Annotated in this window: 11 protein-coding genes; 3 read left to right on the top strand and 8 right to left on the bottom strand. The window is 70.3% G+C overall.

The window, feature by feature from the left end; genetic code table 11:
- The coding region (locus tag ACFTZL_RS06460) for a hypothetical protein (RefSeq protein WP_382579017.1) at positions 1–1,141 on the top strand (1,141 nt) is incomplete at its 5' end.
- Complete coding sequence (locus ACFTZL_RS06455) at positions 1,141–1,713, top strand: hypothetical protein (RefSeq protein WP_382579015.1); 573 nt, start codon at positions 1,141–1,143, stop codon at positions 1,711–1,713. The genes ACFTZL_RS06460 and ACFTZL_RS06455, both read left to right, overlap by 1 nt.
- Here the strand turns inward: ACFTZL_RS06455 and ACFTZL_RS06450 are convergent.
- Positions 1,710–2,864 carry a pectate lyase gene (locus tag ACFTZL_RS06450; RefSeq protein ID WP_382579012.1) on the bottom strand — a complete coding sequence of 385 codons (1,155 nt, stop codon included), beginning with the start codon at positions 2,862–2,864 and terminating at the stop codon, positions 1,710–1,712. The genes ACFTZL_RS06455 and ACFTZL_RS06450 overlap by 4 nt on opposite strands.
- Positions 2,865–3,111: 247 nt before the next feature.
- Between ACFTZL_RS06450 and ACFTZL_RS06445 the strand changes: the two genes are divergently transcribed.
- Positions 3,112–5,319: a family 43 glycosylhydrolase gene (locus ACFTZL_RS06445; RefSeq protein WP_382579009.1), complete on the top strand. Its 2,208-nt coding sequence runs from the start codon at positions 3,112–3,114 to the stop codon at positions 5,317–5,319.
- 3 nt (positions 5,320–5,322) lie between these two features.
- Here ACFTZL_RS06445 and ACFTZL_RS06440 read toward each other — a convergent pair whose 3' ends face one another.
- From ACFTZL_RS06440 to ACFTZL_RS06410, 7 genes are all read right to left on the bottom strand, one after another.
- Positions 5,323–6,480, bottom strand: a complete 1,158-nt coding sequence (locus ACFTZL_RS06440) for a dienelactone hydrolase family protein (protein ID WP_382579006.1) — start codon at positions 6,478–6,480, stop codon at positions 5,323–5,325.
- Entirely contained in the window at positions 6,467–7,702 is a 1,236-nt protein-coding gene (locus ACFTZL_RS06435) for a polysaccharide lyase family 1 protein (protein ID WP_382579004.1), read from the bottom strand. The genes ACFTZL_RS06440 and ACFTZL_RS06435 overlap by 14 nt, the downstream gene beginning before the upstream one ends.
- Before the next feature lie 22 nt (positions 7,703–7,724).
- Positions 7,725–8,843: a pectinesterase family protein gene (locus tag ACFTZL_RS06430; RefSeq protein WP_382579001.1), complete on the bottom strand. Its 1,119-nt coding sequence runs from the start codon at positions 8,841–8,843 to the stop codon at positions 7,725–7,727.
- A 118-nt stretch (positions 8,844–8,961) separates the two neighbouring features.
- Positions 8,962–10,272 (bottom strand): polysaccharide lyase family 1 protein, encoded by a 1,311-nt coding sequence (locus tag ACFTZL_RS06425; RefSeq protein ID WP_382579000.1) that lies wholly within the window; start codon positions 10,270–10,272, stop codon positions 8,962–8,964.
- Between the two features lie 33 nt (positions 10,273–10,305).
- Positions 10,306–11,103, bottom strand: a complete 798-nt coding sequence (locus ACFTZL_RS06420) for a rhamnogalacturonan acetylesterase (RefSeq protein WP_382578997.1) — start codon at positions 11,101–11,103, stop codon at positions 10,306–10,308.
- 104 nt (positions 11,104–11,207) lie between these two features.
- Positions 11,208–12,557 carry an ABC transporter substrate-binding protein gene (locus ACFTZL_RS06415; RefSeq protein WP_382578994.1) on the bottom strand — a complete coding sequence of 450 codons (1,350 nt, stop codon included), beginning with the start codon at positions 12,555–12,557 and terminating at the stop codon, positions 11,208–11,210.
- A 49-nt stretch (positions 12,558–12,606) separates the two neighbouring features.
- A complete protein-coding gene (locus tag ACFTZL_RS06410; protein ID WP_382578992.1) occupies positions 12,607–14,598 on the bottom strand; it encodes a pectinesterase family protein in 1,992 nt (663 codons plus the stop codon).
- Positions 14,599–14,617 lie beyond the last annotated feature (19 nt).

Raw genomic sequence — 14,617 nt, 5'->3', positions numbered from 1 at the left:
CCCCGCGCGCGACGGGAGGCGGGCCCGGCGCGACCGGCGGTGCGGCATGGAGGAGTTGCTCGGCACCACCCCGACGCCGGTCTGGCGGCGCGCCCTGCCCACCGCCGTCGCGCTGGCGTGCTGTCTGGTCCTCGGCTACCTGGCGACGCTCGCCGCGGGTGCCGTCCGGGTCGCCGGCAAGACCGGCTATCTGCCCGGCGGCTGGCTGCACATCACCGCCGTGGGGGCACTGACGCTGGTGGCGGCGGGCTGGCTGGGCATGGGCGTCGGCCGGCTGCTCCCCTCGGCCTACACCCCTCCGGTGCTGGTGGTGGCGGGCTTCCTGGTGCTGCTCCTTCCGGTGCAGTTGTCCAAGTCGACCGAGCCCGGCCCCGCCTCGCTGCTGGCGCCCAACCTCACCACGGACCTCGACGAGTTCACCACGATCGCCGGTTCGGTGAGCCTGGCGCAGGCGCTGTGGTTCACCGGCCTGGCGGGCACCGGGCTGGTCCTGCTCATGGCCGCCCGGCGTCGGACGGCCGTCGCCGCTCCGCTGCCCGCGCTGCTCGGCCTGGCCCTGGCGATGCCGTTGCTGGGCGCCGCCCCCGCCTCCGGCCTCCAGCGCGACGCGGGCGCCACGGCCGAGGTCTGCACGCGGGACGACGGCCCCACCGTCTGCGTGACCAAGGCGCACGAGCGGGGCCTGGCCGAGCTGGCCGGACCGGCCCGCCGCGCGCTGAAGCTGCTGGCGAAGCTGCCCGACGCCCCCACCTCGGTCCACGAGGTGACCGGCGACCGGCCGGGACCGCAGCCGGCGCGCGAGGTGTGGCTGCACTCGGACACCTACGCGCCCGGCCGCGGCTGGGTCGCCGAAGGTGACGACGCCCTGGTGGCGCGGATCCTGGCCGGGGCGGGCACCCGCCCGTGCGAGCCGGTCGCCTACGGGACGCGCGCGGTCGCGGCCGCATGGCTGTACGGCCGGTATCCGGCACCGGGCCAGGACATCCCGCCGGGCGAGGAGGCGGACGCGCGGAACGCGGCGTGGCGGGCGTTGCGGGCCCTGCCCGCCGAGGAGCAGACCCGCCGGATCGCGGCCGTCCGCACGGCGGAACTGGACTGCCGGGGCGACGTCGACGCGCTGCTGGGGAAGGGAGCGTCCTGATGCGGCTGTTCACGCTCTACCTGCGCTCACGCCGGATCCCCGCCGCCCTGGCGGTGGCAGCGTCGGGCGTCGCCCTGGTGGCCCTGCTCGGGAACGCCTCCGCACAGCAGTGGCAGATACGCGTCTTCGCGGTACTCGCCCTCGGTCTCGGTCTCGGCGTACTCGGCAACGGCCTCGGCGGGGCCGCCGCCGCGCTGGAGGGGACGGCGGCGATCCGCTGGGCCTGCTGGCGCACGGCGCATCTCGTGGTGGCCGCCGGCGCGGTGTTCGCGGTGGCGGCCGTGGCGAGCGCCGCCCCGGCCGGTGTCGTCCTGCGTGCCACGGCCGGCCTCGCCGGACTCACCGCGCTGGCGGCGGCCGTGCTCGGCCATCAGCTGGCCTGGACCCTGCCGACGGTCTGGGCCGGAGCCGCCGCGGTCGTGCCGCCGCTGACGGAGCCGGGGATCCTGCGGCTGCTGACCTGGCCCGTGCAACCGTCGGACAGCACGGCCGCCACGGTGGCCGCCGCCGTACTGGCCGTCGGCGGGCTGCTCCTCTACGCCGCCCGGGGCAGCCGTACGACAGCCGGCTAGTCCATCGTCGAGCCGATGGTCGTGGAGCCGGTCGTCAGGAACGTCGTCGCGGGAAGGGAGCCGTCCGCCTTGCGTGCCGCGTACGCGCCGGCCGCGTCCGTCGACCTGAAGGGCGGGGTGGCGACGCCGCTGTCCCAGTTGTTGCCGGCGGAGACCGTCGAGGAACCCCGCTTCACGGGGCCGCCCTTGTCCTTGACGGCGAGGTTCTTGCCGAGGCGGGCCTTGCCGGTGGCGAAGTAGAAGCCGTTCTGGGCGTTGGCGTACGCGGTGTTGCGGTTCAGGGCGATGGCGCCGGTGTTGGAGTTCTCGGTGAAGCCGTGCAGCGTGTTGTCCCAGGCCGCGTTGTTGTTGACGACGTGGGCGACGGAGGCGCCCCCGCCGCCCAGTTTGAAGCCGTTGCCGTTGCCCTCGAAGGCCGGGTCGTTCCAGCGGTTCTTGCCGTTGCCGAAGGCCCAGGAGTGTTCGAGGGTGACCGGCGAGGAGAACTGCCAGAGGTCGAGGCCGTCGTCGGAGTTGTTGTACAGCCGGGCGCCGGTGATCCTGTTGCCCGTCCCGGAGCCGAACTTCACGGCGATGCCGTCGGCGTTCTGGCCGTGGCCTGCCGGGTCGTAGTTGCCGTGGCTGTCCAGGTTCTGCACGAGGTTGCCGGTGGTGCCGTCGCCGCGCAGGGTGAAGCCGGAGTCGCCGTTGTCGGCGGTGACCAGGTTCCTGAACACGCCGCCGGCCGAGGACGTGGCGACGAAGCCCTGGGCCGGGGCGTTGACGAAGGCCAGGTCCTGGACGGTCCAGTAGTCGCCGTAGAGGCCGGCCAGCCAGGAGCCGGCGGGCAGCTTGGAGCCGTCGATCCGGACCTTCTCGCTGCCGTACGGCCGCAGGGTGATGCGCGCCGCACTCGTGCCGTTCGCCGTGGACTTGAGGGTCGCGGCCGGGTAGTAGGTGCCGCCGCGGACCTGGATGACGGTGCCGGCGGTGGCGTTCTTCACGGCCGCTTCGAGCTGGGCCGCGGTGGAGACGGTGACCGCCGCCGAGGCGGCCTGCGCGCCACCGCTCGACAGCCCGAGGTAGACGCCGCCCGCCCCCGCGGCCACGGCGACGGCCGCGGCGATGGTGAGCGTACGGGTCCTGCGGTGGCGTCCGGTGCTGAGCAGCACGGAGCGTTCCTTTCCTGGGGAATGAGGGACGGACCCGGTTCGGAGGGGCCCGCTCCGATCCGTTTCCGCCCAGCAGTCGCCGCCGTGCCGGGAAAGGGTTGCCGCCGTCACGTGCGCAGGTGTGCCCGGGTCCCGAAACTTTCGGAACCACCGGCCTCATGCACACCCGTTGACGCACTGCACCCGTCCGGTGAAACTCCGAGGGCCGATACCCAACAGAATCCCCCACACTCCGACAGGAAGTGTCATGCGCCCCCGCACGCTTCTGCTTCCGTTCCTGGCCCTGACCGGCCTTCTCCTGACCCTTCTCACGGCGCCGCCCAGCACCGCAGACCCCGGAGCACCACCCGTGAAGCAATCCAAGTACGCCGGCTATCTCTTCGCCTACTTCACGGGTGAGGGCGCCGCCGACGGCGAGCAGATCCGCTACGCCCTGAGCCGGGGCAACGACGCGCTGCACTGGCGTGAGCTGAACGCCGGCAAGCCGGTCCTGACGTCGACGACCGGCGAGAAGGGGCTGCGCGACCCGTTCGTGATCCGCTCCCCGAAGGGCGACAAGTTCTTCCTGATCGCCACCGACCTCAGGATGTACCAGAACTCCAGCGGGAGCTGGGACGACGTCCAGCGGCACGGCAGCAAGTCGATCATGGTCTGGGAGTCCACCGACCTGGTCCACTGGACCGACCAGCGCCTGGTGAAGGTCTCCCCGGACACCGCGGGCAACACCTGGGCCCCGGAGGCCTACTGGGACGACAAGCTCGGTGAGTACGTCGTCTTCTGGGCGTCGAAGCTGTACGCCGACGACGACCCGGACCACAAGGGCGACACGTACAACAAGATGATGTACGCGACCACGAAGGACTTCCGCACCTTCAGCGAGCCGAAGGTCTGGAACGACCCGGGCTACTCGGTCATCGACTCCACGGTCATGAAGTACAAGGACGAGTACTACCGCTACACCAAGGACGAGCGGGACCCCACCTCCTCCAGCCCCTGCTCGAAGTTCATCACCGGGGAGAAGTCGACCTCCCTGACCTCGACGAAGTACGACTTCGTGGCCGACTGCATCGGCAAGGGCGCGATGGACCGCGGTGAGGGCCCGACGGTGTTCAAGTCGAACACCGAGAAGAAGTGGTACCTGTTCATCGACGAGTACGGCGGCCGCGGCTACCTGCCGTTCGAGACCACCGACCTCGCCTCGGGCAAGTGGACCCCGTCCACGAACTACCAGCTCCCGGCGAGCCCCCGGCACGGCACGGTGCTCCCGGTGACGCAGAAGGAGTACGACCGGCTGCTGGCGGCCTACCCGAGCACCTCCACCTCGGTGGTGGACGCGACGGCCAAGCACCAGAAGGGCTACTCGATCGTCACGGACAGCGCCTCGAAGGTCGTCCTGCCGATGGAGCCCAAGGCCGACCTGCGCGACCTCGCCCCGAAGCTGTGGGTCGGCGAAGGCGCGAAGCTCAGCCCGAAGTCCGGCACCCGCCGCGACTTCCGCAAGCCGCAGAAGTACACCGTGACGGCCGCCGACGGGACGAAGCGCACCTGGACGGTCGAGGCGGTCCGCACCCGCAGCCCGCTGCTCCCCGGCCTGAACGCCGACCCCGACGTGCACTATCTCAACGGCAGATACTGGATCTACCCGACGACGGACGGCTTCCAGGGCTGGAGCGGCACCAAGTTCAAGGCGTACTCGTCGAAGGACCTGGTCAACTGGAAGGACCACGGGGTCATCGTCGACCTCGGGCCGGACGTGAGCTGGGCCGACAAGAACGCCTGGGCGCCCGCGATCGCCGAGCGCGACGGCAAGTACTACTTCTACTTCTGCGCCGAGCAGCAGATCGGCGTGGCGGTGGCCGACTCCCCCGCCGGCCCCTTCAAGGACGCGCTCGGCAAGCCGCTGGTCGCCAAGGGCGGTGCGCTCAAGGGCCAGATGATCGACCCGTCGGTCTTCACGGACGACGACGGCCAGGCGTACCTGTACTGGGGCAACGGCCACGGGTACGTGGTGCCGCTCAACGACGACATGGTGTCCTTCGACGCGTCGAAGGTGAAGGACATCACCCCGGACAACTTCCGCGAGGGCTCCTTCGTGATCAAGCGGAAGGGCACGTACTACTTCATGTGGTCGGAGGACGACACCCGCAGCGAGAACTACCACGTGGCGTACGCGACGGGCCCGTCCCCGCTCGGCCCCTGGACCAAGCGCGGGACGATCCTGGAGAAGCGGCCCGAGTACGGCATCCTCGGCACCGGTCACCACTCGGTGGTGAACACGCCCGGCACCGACGACTGGTACATGGTCTACCACCGCTTCGCCCTCAACGGCCCGGGTCTGCCGGGCGGCGACGGCATGCACCGGGAGACCACCATCGACCGCATGGAGTTCGCGACCGACGGCAGCATCAAGCCGGTGGTGCCGACGCTGGAGGGCATCGAGCCGGTACGGCGGTGAGCCTCACAGGACGTCGTCGAGCCAGCTCACGACCTCGTCCTGCATCGCGTGGGTGAAGACGTGGCCGAGCTCCGGCCACGTCTTCATCCGTATCCGCCCCTCCGCGTGGCGCGAGCGCCAGACGGCACGCAGCTTGTCGTACGCGACGCGTACGCCCTCGGCGGGGAAGAGCGTGTCGAGCCCGCCGTTCATGAACAGCATCGGTCTGGGGGCGGCGATGCTCGCCACGTCGGGGATGTCGAGCCGGCGGGCGAGCCCCGGGTGGAGCATGTGGTACGCCGACTGCCCGCGCAGCGTGTTGTTGCCGGGCACCATCATCTCCTTCAGGCCGGTCATCCAGCACACGCTCGCGGCGGCCGCGATGTGGTCGCTGAGGGCGGCGGTCTGCCAGGCGCGGTAGGCGCCCATGGAGAAGCCGACGGCCGCGACCCGCCGGGCGTCCACCCGGTTGAGTCCCGCCAGGAAGGCCGCGGCCCGCTGGTCCTCCCGGGCCATGAGCCCGGCGAGCGAGGAGCCGAGGTTGTAGAAGTTGGAGGCCAGCGCCTGCTGCTGCTCGTAGGCGAGGGGCCCGCGGTCGCCCCAGCCGAGGGCGTCCAGGCACAGCACCACATAGCCCCGCCGGGCCAGTGCGTCGCCGACGAACCGCCCGCTGAAGTACTTGTCCGCCCATGCCTGGGCGGAGGCGAGACGGGTGTCGTCGTACCAGGGCCGGACGAGCTTCTCCTTCCCGATGTCGAACTTGGATCCGTGGTCGTGCAGGAGCAGCACGGCGGGGAAGGGCCCGTCGCCGTGCGGGGTGAGCAGGGCGCCGCGCACCCGCTCGTACCGGGTGAGGGAGACGGTCACCGACTCACGGGTGTAGCCCTGCCCTTCTGTCCGCCCGGTGTACTCCGGCGCGAACGGCACCCGGTCCTGCCGCTCCACGAGGAGGTGCTCCTCGACCGTGGCCCGGGCGGCACGCCGCCAGGCGCGGAAGTCGCGGATCGGGGACCTGCCCCAGGCGAGCGGGAAGGTCAGGGCGTCCTTCAGCGCCGGGTGGAAGTCGGGCAGCGGCCCGTCCACGACCGCCGCCTCCGCCCCGGTCACCGCTCCCCCGGCCAGCAGCGCCGAACCCGCCCCGACCACGAACGTCCGCCGGCCGAGCTGCTCATGGGCGTCCATGGGGCCTCCCGGCTCCGGCGTGCCGCAGCACGTACCGCTCGACCGCCGCCGGGGACGTGAGGGCGCGGTAGTCGTAGACATCGGCGGGGTCCCAGCCGACCTCGCTCCCGAGACCGAGACCGCTCGCCACGTCGTTCAGCCGGGCGGGCCGGCCGTTGAACCACGAGCCGGTGTCACGGAACCGCTCACCGCCGTAGTCCGCGACGGCGGCGGACGGCCGGCCGCCCGGATAGCGGAAGACATTGCGCTCGGAGAAGATCGCGGACTCCACGCCGACGCCCAGGGCGTAGAGCGGAGTCCGCCCCCGGTGGACGTTGTTGACGACGTGCACCTGCCCGAAGCGGACGCGCGGGGCGCGCTGCACGATGCCGCTGAACAGGTTGCGGGCGAAGGTCACCTTGAGATGCCCCCGGTCCCGGTCGCCTCGCCCGTCGCCCGACCCGATGAGGATCGCCTTGTCGTGGTCGTCGAACCGGCTGTCGGAGACGGTGACGAAGTCGGAGCCGTCCTCGATGTCCAGCAGCCCGTCGTGCCGCTGGACGCGCTCGCCGTGGAAGCCGAGGGGAGCCTCGCGGTCCGGGAAGCGGCCGTCGGTGAAGGTGCAGTGGTCGACCCAGATGTTCCTGCCGGTGATCACGGTCAGCGCGTCGAAGCGGGCGTTCCAGCTTCCGCGGGTGCCGTCGTCCGGGGACCAACTGGTGAAGTGGTCGACGGGCGCCTCCAGATGGAGGTCGCGCACGATGATGTCGCTGCCGGTGTTGACGGTCAGGAACACCCCGAGCAGCCGGGCATCACGCCCCACGCCCACCAGCGTGGTGTTGCTCGGCACGGTGAGCTGGATCTGGGCCTTCTCCTTGTTCGAGCCGGTCTGGCGGAGCTGCCGCTGCTGCTTGCAGTAATCGAAGCGGGTGTCGGACCAGGCGGCGCCGTCCTCGCCGAAGCAGGACATGTACTTGCCGAGGTCGTATCCGGGCGCGTAGTCCTGCTCGCCGAGCAGGGAACCGTCGTCGGCCTCGTGTCCGGAGATGTCGCCGACGACCCGGATCACCTTGGGCGCGGTGGGATCGCCGTCGCCCGCCAGGGCCTGCTTCAGCTCGGCGCGGGTGGCCACCGTCCAGGTCCTGCCGCCCGCCCCGCCGTCGGTGCCGGTGCCGGTCGAGGCCCAGCCGACGGGCCCGCGTTCGGCGGCGGAGGCCGCGGGAGCCGGCCAGAGCAGGCACACGCCGAGAAGGAGCGCCGCGGCCCTACGCACAGGGCCGCCAGTCGCCGAGATACGTCTGCCCGGTGTGCGACGCGGCTTGCGCCCGGGTGAGCTGGGGCCGGTTCTCAGGAACGGACACGACGGCACCCGGTCCGGCGTTGCGGTACTCGGCGAACCGCATCGACTGCCAGGGATAGCCGCTCGCCATGTTCGTGTAGGGCGCGACGGCGTCGATGCCCGGGCCGAGCCAGGTGTCCCGGACGGTGAGCATCGGGCGGGCGGTGGTGTCGGAGCTGGGCACCCAGGGCCGGGCCAGCTTGAAGTGGCCGTCGGGGGCCTCGCTGCTGACGCGGCTCCTGGTCACCAGGTAGCCGAGGGGGTTGGCACCGGCCGTGGACGGGGCGAAGACGAAGCCGTACGGGGCGGCCGGCAGGTCGGTCCGGTTCAGGGTCCGGAAGTGGCAGTGGTCGAAGACGGCGGTGGCCCGCCCGAAGACGAAGTCGACATCGCCCTCGGCGTAGCAGTGGGCGAAGTACTGGCGGGCGAAGGTGCCCAGTGCCATCGAGTCGGCGTACAGGGTGTCCTGGTGGCCGAGGAACCGGCAGTGGTGGAAGGCGGACCGGTCGCCCTGGACCTTGAGGGCGACGGCCTGGGTGCCGGTGATCTCGGGGTGGTCGGCGCGCAGCCAGTCGTTGGCGAAGGTGATCCAGCGGGCGGTGAAGCCGTCGGCCTGCACGGTGGTGGTGGCGGAGCCGGTGGTGCCGTAGGTGCCGCCGCCGGGCTTCGGGGTCCCGGCCGCGTTGTCGTACACGATCACGACGTCACGGGGTTCCTCGCTCGCCCCGATCCAGGTCATCTCCGTACGGGCGGGGTCGACGGCGACGGTCTGCCGGTAGACGCCCGGCGCGATGACCAGGGTGTACCCGCTCCCGGTCGCGGCGGCCACGGCGTCCCGGACGGTGGTGAAGTCACCGGCGCCGCCCGGATGGACGTACAGGGTCTTGGGGTCACGGCGGTCGGCCGGTGAGCCGTACCGGCCGAACGGACGCGGACGGGTACCGGCCCGCGCGGGGCCGGCGGCGGGGCCGAGGGCGGCGCCCGCCGCGGCGCTCGCGACGAGGAACCCCCGGCGGGACAGGGAGACATTGGGCTGCGAGAGCATGCGGCTGCTCCTTCGCGGTGCGGCTGGTACGGGCGGGGGAAAGGGCCGGGGCGGGCGCACCCCGGGGCGAGGGGTGCGATGCGGGCCGCCCCGGCCTGTTCAGGAGGGGGTGGTCAGGTCAGCACACGCGGCCGGCGCCCGCGCCGGCGTCGACGATGCCCGGGACCGCCTTCGCCGGGTCGACACCGGCCCGCAGGGTCGGCGTCCAGCCGGCACCCGACTGGAGCGTCTCCCCGGGGATCTCGGCGTTGTGCACGGCGATCAGGTCGACGGCCTTGCCGTTGACGTAGTTGGCGTTCGCGGTGAGCGGCGCCTCGTTCCACTTCTTGAGGATCTTCCCCGGGCTGATGCCCTGCGCGAGCGTGAACGCGTTGTGCTCGGCGACGAGCCGGGACTCCTTGCCGATGCCGTAGACGTAGCCCCACTTCTGGCCCTTGGTGACCACGAAGTGGTTGTTGTACGAGTCGACCTGCCCGAACCGCACCCGCGGCGCCCGCTCGACGATGCCCTCGAAACGGTTGTGGTGCAGCGTGACCTTGAGCTTGCCCGTGTCGTCGGCGGTGGCGCTGTCGCTGTTGCCGATCAGCATGGTCTTGTCGTGGTCCTTGAACGAGTTCCAGGACACCGTCACGTGGTTCGAGCCGCGCACGACGTCGGCCAGCCCGTCGTGCTGCTGGTAGGTCTTGCCGAAGTAGGACGGCAGGGAACTGTCGGGATAACGGCCGTCGGTCAGCGTGTTGTGGTCGATCCACACATGGGTGGAGCCGTAGACGACGACCCCGTCGTACTCGGAGTTCCAGGCGCCGGTCTTGTTGTCGTCGGTCGGGTCCCACTGGGGGAAGCAGTCGACCGGCGCCTCGATGGTGAGGTTGCGGACGATGACGTTGTCGACGCCCTTGATCTGGAGGCTGCCGCCGAGGATCCCGGAGTTCTTGCCCACGCCGATGATCGTGGTGTCGGCCGGCACGTTCGCCTTGATGGTCTTGTCCTGCTGGGCGGCGGACGCGGCCCGCAGGTCCTCCTGCGCACCGCTGACCGGCTTGTCGTGCCCCCAGACGGCGGGGTCGTAGTCCGCGAGGTACTTCTGGAAGTCGTACCCCTCGGCCTCGAACGCCTCGCAGCCCTGGGAGACGGCGTCGATCATCCCCCGCACCTTGATGATCCTGGGCGCGGAACCGCCGTCCTTCAGGGCGGCCTTGAACTGCTCCCAGGTGCTGACGGTGTAGACGTGCGCGGCATCGGCCGTGGCACCGCCCGTGGTGCCGCTGCCGTACGCGCCCCACCCGTCGTTCGTCCCGAGGGTCTGGCGAGCCGCGTCCCGGGGGCCGGCCTGCGCGGTGGTGCCGCTCAGGGACAGCACGAGCGCGGTGCAGCCGACCAGGAGGGCGACCCTACCGATGACGTGATCATGACACTTCTGAATCTTCATGGTGCGGCTCTCTTCCTTCTGCGTCGAGGGGTGTTACGCGGCGGACTCGGGCCAGGTGATCCAGGACTCCGGAATCTCCGCATCCAGCCGGCACACGTCGCGCGGCCCGAGCACCCGGGCCCTGAGCAGCTCCCGTGCCACGAGCCGGGCCACGGCGATCGCTCCCGGCGGATTGAAGTGCGTGTTGTCCTGCTCGGTCGCGGTCCAGTTGAAGTACGCCTTCGTCTCCTCGACCCCGAGCTCCTGCCACAGGGCGAGCGACAGCGCCTGGATGTCCAGCAACGCGACCCGCTCCTCGGCGGCGAGCGCCCGCATGGCCGCCGGATACTCACCGTGCGTCGGCACGGCCTTCCCCTCCGCGTCGAACCTCCGCCGCTCGACGGCGGTGGCGAGCACGGGCCGCGCGCCACGGGCCCGGGCACCGTCGACGTACATCCGCAGATAGTCCTGATACGTCGACCAGGGCTCGGTGTAGCGGGTGGGGTCTTCCGCCTTCTCGTCATTGTGAGCGAACTGGATGAGAAGGAAGTCACCCGGCTCGATCACATCGAGAATCGCGTCGAGCCGCCCTTCATCCACAAAGCTCTTGGAACTCCGCCCGTTCACGGCGTGATTGGAGACGGGCCGAGAACGTTGAAGAAAGAAGGGGAGCGCCATCCCCCACCCGGTCTCGGGCGCGGCGGCAGCATATTTCTGGGCGGCGGTGGAATCACCCGCGATATAGAAGATGCGATTGCGATGCCCGGTGGCTCGTGCGACACCGGCAGCAGACAAGGCGAGCGGCACCGAGGCGACTGCGGCGACAGCGACCTGTCTTCGACTCAGGGACACGCGGAGTCCTTTCCATGTTTTTTAGGGGCGCGGGGAACTGCGCGACAAGCCAGGGACGGCCCGCAGTCTGCGAACCACAGGCCGCCCCACGGCGAATCCAGCAATCACCCGTTCTGCTGGTCCCACTCCTCCTGAGCCGCATTCAACTGCTCAGCCATCGTGTCCAGGAATTCCTTCGCACCCATCTTCCCGAGCAGCACCTTCTGGAAGTTCGGCTCATTGTCAGCCTTGGAAATCGTGTTCCAGTCAGGCAGGTAGTACGGCAACTGCACAATCGTCGTAGACCCGTCCGACAACGCGTCAGCGGCCAGCTTCGTAGGCTCGGCCTTCGAAATCCACGCATCCGACGCCGCGTCCGTGTTCGACGGCACCTGCCCCGCCGCCTCGTTGAACCGCGAGTTCTCCGCCTTGGACGTGGCGAACTCGATGAACTTCCAGGCCGCTTCCTTGTTCTTGCCGCTCTTGAACAGCCCCAGCCCGTCCACGGGGTTGGACACCTGCACGCGCTTGCCGCCGGAGCCCACCGGCTGCGGAATACCGCGGAACTTCTCGCCCCCCAGCGCCTTCACATGGTCCTGGTACGACCCGAGGTTGTGGTTCAGCATCCCGATCGTGCCGGAGTCCCACTGCGCGACCATCTTCGTGAAGTCGTTGTTGAGGTCGGCCGCCGGGGTGACCTTCTTGTACAGCGCCGCGTACTTCTCCAGCGCCGCCACGTTCTTGGGGTCGTTGACCGTGGTCTTGTCACCGCCGGCGTTCCAGAACGACGTGATCCCGGACTGCCCGTACATGGCGTCCAGCGCCTGCGCGATGGACCCGGAGCCACCACGAATGGTGTAGCCGAACTCGTTCTTGCCCTTGTTCGTGAGCTTGTCCGCGGCCTCGAAGAACCGCTCCCACGTCGTGGGCTCCTCCAGGCCCGCCTTCTCGAACAGGTCGGTGCGGTAATACAGCACACCGTTGTTCGCGGAGGTCGGCACCGAGTACAGCTTGTCGTCGCCACCGCCGGCCGCCTTCAGCGACTCGACCATGTCCTTGTTGAGCTTGCCGTTCAGCGAGGACTTGCCGACCCGCTCGTCCAGCGGCTCCAGCGCGCCCTGCGCCGCGAACCCGGCGAGCATCGCCGCGCCCACACCGCCGACGTCCGGCAGGCCGCCGCCCTGGAGGGCGGTGTCGACCTTGGACTGGTACTCGGTGGAGGCGATCCCGACGTACTCGACCTTGATGTCCGGGTTGGCCTTCTCGAAGTCGGCGATGATCTTCTTCCAGATCTCGGTGCGGACACCGCCGTTGTTGTCCCAGAAGACGATCTCGCCCTTGCCGCTGCCCTCGGAACCCTTGTCACCGCCCGCCCCGCTGCCGTCGTCGCCGCAGGCGGTGACGGTCAGGGCGAGCGCGGCCCCCAGGGCGACGGCCGTGGCGGCTCGCCTGCTTCTGCGCATGCTGATCTTCATTGGTCGGCTCTCTTCTTCTGGATCCAACTGGCTGTGAACGTGCGGGGGGTCAGTGGTGGCGGGCGTACGGAGCCCAGCCGTCCGTGCCCTTGAGGTAGTGCGCGACGGTGTGGGTCCGCGCGGCGGCGTCGCCCATCTGCGGCCGGTCCGCGGTCACGCCCGCCCCCGGCCCGTGGTTGCGGTACTCGGTGAACCGCGCGTCCTTCCACGAGAACCCGCTCATGTCGGTCCACGGCGACGCCTTGACCGCGGCGGGCAGCTCGGTGTCCCGGATCAGGACCTGTGCGACCGCGTCCGGCTCGCCGCCCGGGTGCCAGGGCCGTCCCAGGTGGAAGGTCCCTGCGGGCGCGTCGCTCACGATCTTCGACCGACTGATCAGGAACCCGTACGGGTTTCCCGTCCAGGTCGAGGCGGCGGTGATGTAGCCGTTGTTCGTGTCCGAGCCGCGGCTCAGCGCCCGGATCACCGACCGCTCGATCACCGTCGTGGCCCGGCCGTAGACGAAGTCGACATCGCCCTCGATGTACGAGTCCCGGATGTAGACGCGGCTGACGGTGGTCAGCTTGGGGCTGTCGGTCATGAGCGTGTCCTGGTTGCCCAGGAACGCCGTGTCCTCGAAGACGATCCGGTCGCCGGTCGTCTTCATCGCCAGCGCCTGCTCGCCGTTGACCTCGTGCGCGGCCTCGTCGAAGTCGTTGCTGAAGGTGAGGTTGCGTGCGGTGACGTCGTTCGCGGCGATGCGGACGGTGGCGCTGCCCGTCGAACCCCCTTGCTCGGCGGGCGTGTCGAAGACGACGACGGTGTCGGAGCGGTCGCGTCCGGTCCCGCGCAGCACGAGGTGCGGCTTGCTCGCGGGGATGTACACCTTCTCGCGGTAGGTGCCGGGTGCGACGGCGATCGTCACCGGGGTGTCGTTGCCGTCGGGCACGGCGTCCACGGCGGACTGCACGGTCGGGTGGTCCGCGGGTACGTTCAGCACGACCGGGCCGCCGATCCGCCGCTGCGGCCCCGAGAACCGCTTCACCAGCGCGGGCACCGAGGCGGCCGGGTCGAGCCGGTAGGCGTAGAACTCGCGGGGGTCGAACGCCGTGCCCCAGGCGTCGTGCCGGCCCGTCGTGTTCCGCAGGATCGACCCGCGCTGCACCAGTTCGGCGGTGGCATCGGCCTGGTAGGGGTGTTGGACGCCGTCGTAGAAGCTGTTCTCGATGACCATCTTCGTCCGGCCGCGCGACCAGTTCCCGTAGGTCCACACGGGGTCGCCGTCGGAGAGCTGCGAGGACAGGTAGTTGTTGTAGAGGTGCGCGTAGGCGCAGTTGTCGGCGGACGGGTTGCGCTGCTTGGTGCCCGTGAACCAGTTGTGGTCGACGGTGATCTGCGTCCTGACGTTCGGGGTCCAGCCGATGCCGAAGGTCTTGTTGTTGTTCGTGAATCGGTTGTAGGAGACGGTGACGTACTCGCTGTCCTTGCGGATGTCGAGCTGGCCGTCGCAGATCCGCGAGAACCGTATGTGGTCGATCCACACATGGTGGGCGGTGTCGAGGCGGATGCCGTCGTAGTCGGTGTCCTTGCAGTCCCAGTTGCCCTCGATGGCCGTGTCGCGGATGGTGAGGTTGCGGATGATGACGTTGTGCGTGCCGGGATCGAGGGTGAAGCCGCCGTGCACGATCTCGGCGGTGTCGCTCACGCCGATGATGGTCTTGTCCGAGGCGACGGGTATCTCCGTGCCGAACGGGTCCATCTCCAGGGCGCCCTTGACGCGGATGACGTAGGGCTCCTCGGCCGCCGCGTACTTCGCCAGCGCGGCCTGGTCGGTGACGGTGACGACCTTGCCGCCCGCGCCGCCGGTGGTGCCGCCGGCGAGGGAGGCGAAGCCGTGGGGGCGGTCGGTCCAGCGGTCGGCGGCGGGCACGGCCCCGGAGGACGGCGCTGCCTGGGCGTCCCCCATCGCCCCGAGGCTCAGCGCGGCGACGAGGCCGAGCACGGCGGCCACGACCTTGCCGTGCCCCGGTCTCGACAAGCGCTTGCTACGGAAGTGCGTCATTGCGGCTCCCAACAGGCGT

The sequence above is a fragment of the Streptomyces sp. NPDC056948 genome (genome assembly GCF_042674225.1).
Classification (GTDB): Bacteria; Actinomycetota; Actinomycetes; order Streptomycetales; family Streptomycetaceae; genus Streptomyces; species Streptomyces purpurascens.
Note: the sequence above shows the minus strand (reverse complement) of the source record. Positions and strands in the feature narration are given on the sequence as shown.

Bases quoted from the DNA above. Each gene is read 5' to 3' on its own strand.
- ACFTZL_RS06430 (WP_382579001.1), bottom strand. From the start codon at position 8,843: ATGCTCTCGCAGCCCAATGTCTCCCTGTCCCGCCGGGGGTTCCTCGTC.
- ACFTZL_RS06415 (WP_382578994.1), bottom strand. From the start codon at position 12,557: ATGAAGATCAGCATGCGCAGAAGCAGGCGAGCCGCCACGGCCGTCGCC.
- ACFTZL_RS06410 (WP_382578992.1), bottom strand. From the start codon at position 14,598: ATGACGCACTTCCGTAGCAAGCGCTTGTCGAGACCGGGGCACGGCAAG.
- ACFTZL_RS06425 (WP_382579000.1), bottom strand. From the start codon at position 10,272: ATGAAGATTCAGAAGTGTCATGATCACGTCATCGGTAGGGTCGCCCTC.
- ACFTZL_RS06440 (WP_382579006.1), bottom strand. From the start codon at position 6,480: ATGGACGCCCATGAGCAGCTCGGCCGGCGGACGTTCGTGGTCGGGGCG.
- ACFTZL_RS06445 (WP_382579009.1), top strand. From the start codon at position 3,112: ATGCGCCCCCGCACGCTTCTGCTTCCGTTCCTGGCCCTGACCGGCCTT.
- ACFTZL_RS06455 (WP_382579015.1), top strand. From the start codon at position 1,141: ATGCGGCTGTTCACGCTCTACCTGCGCTCACGCCGGATCCCCGCCGCC.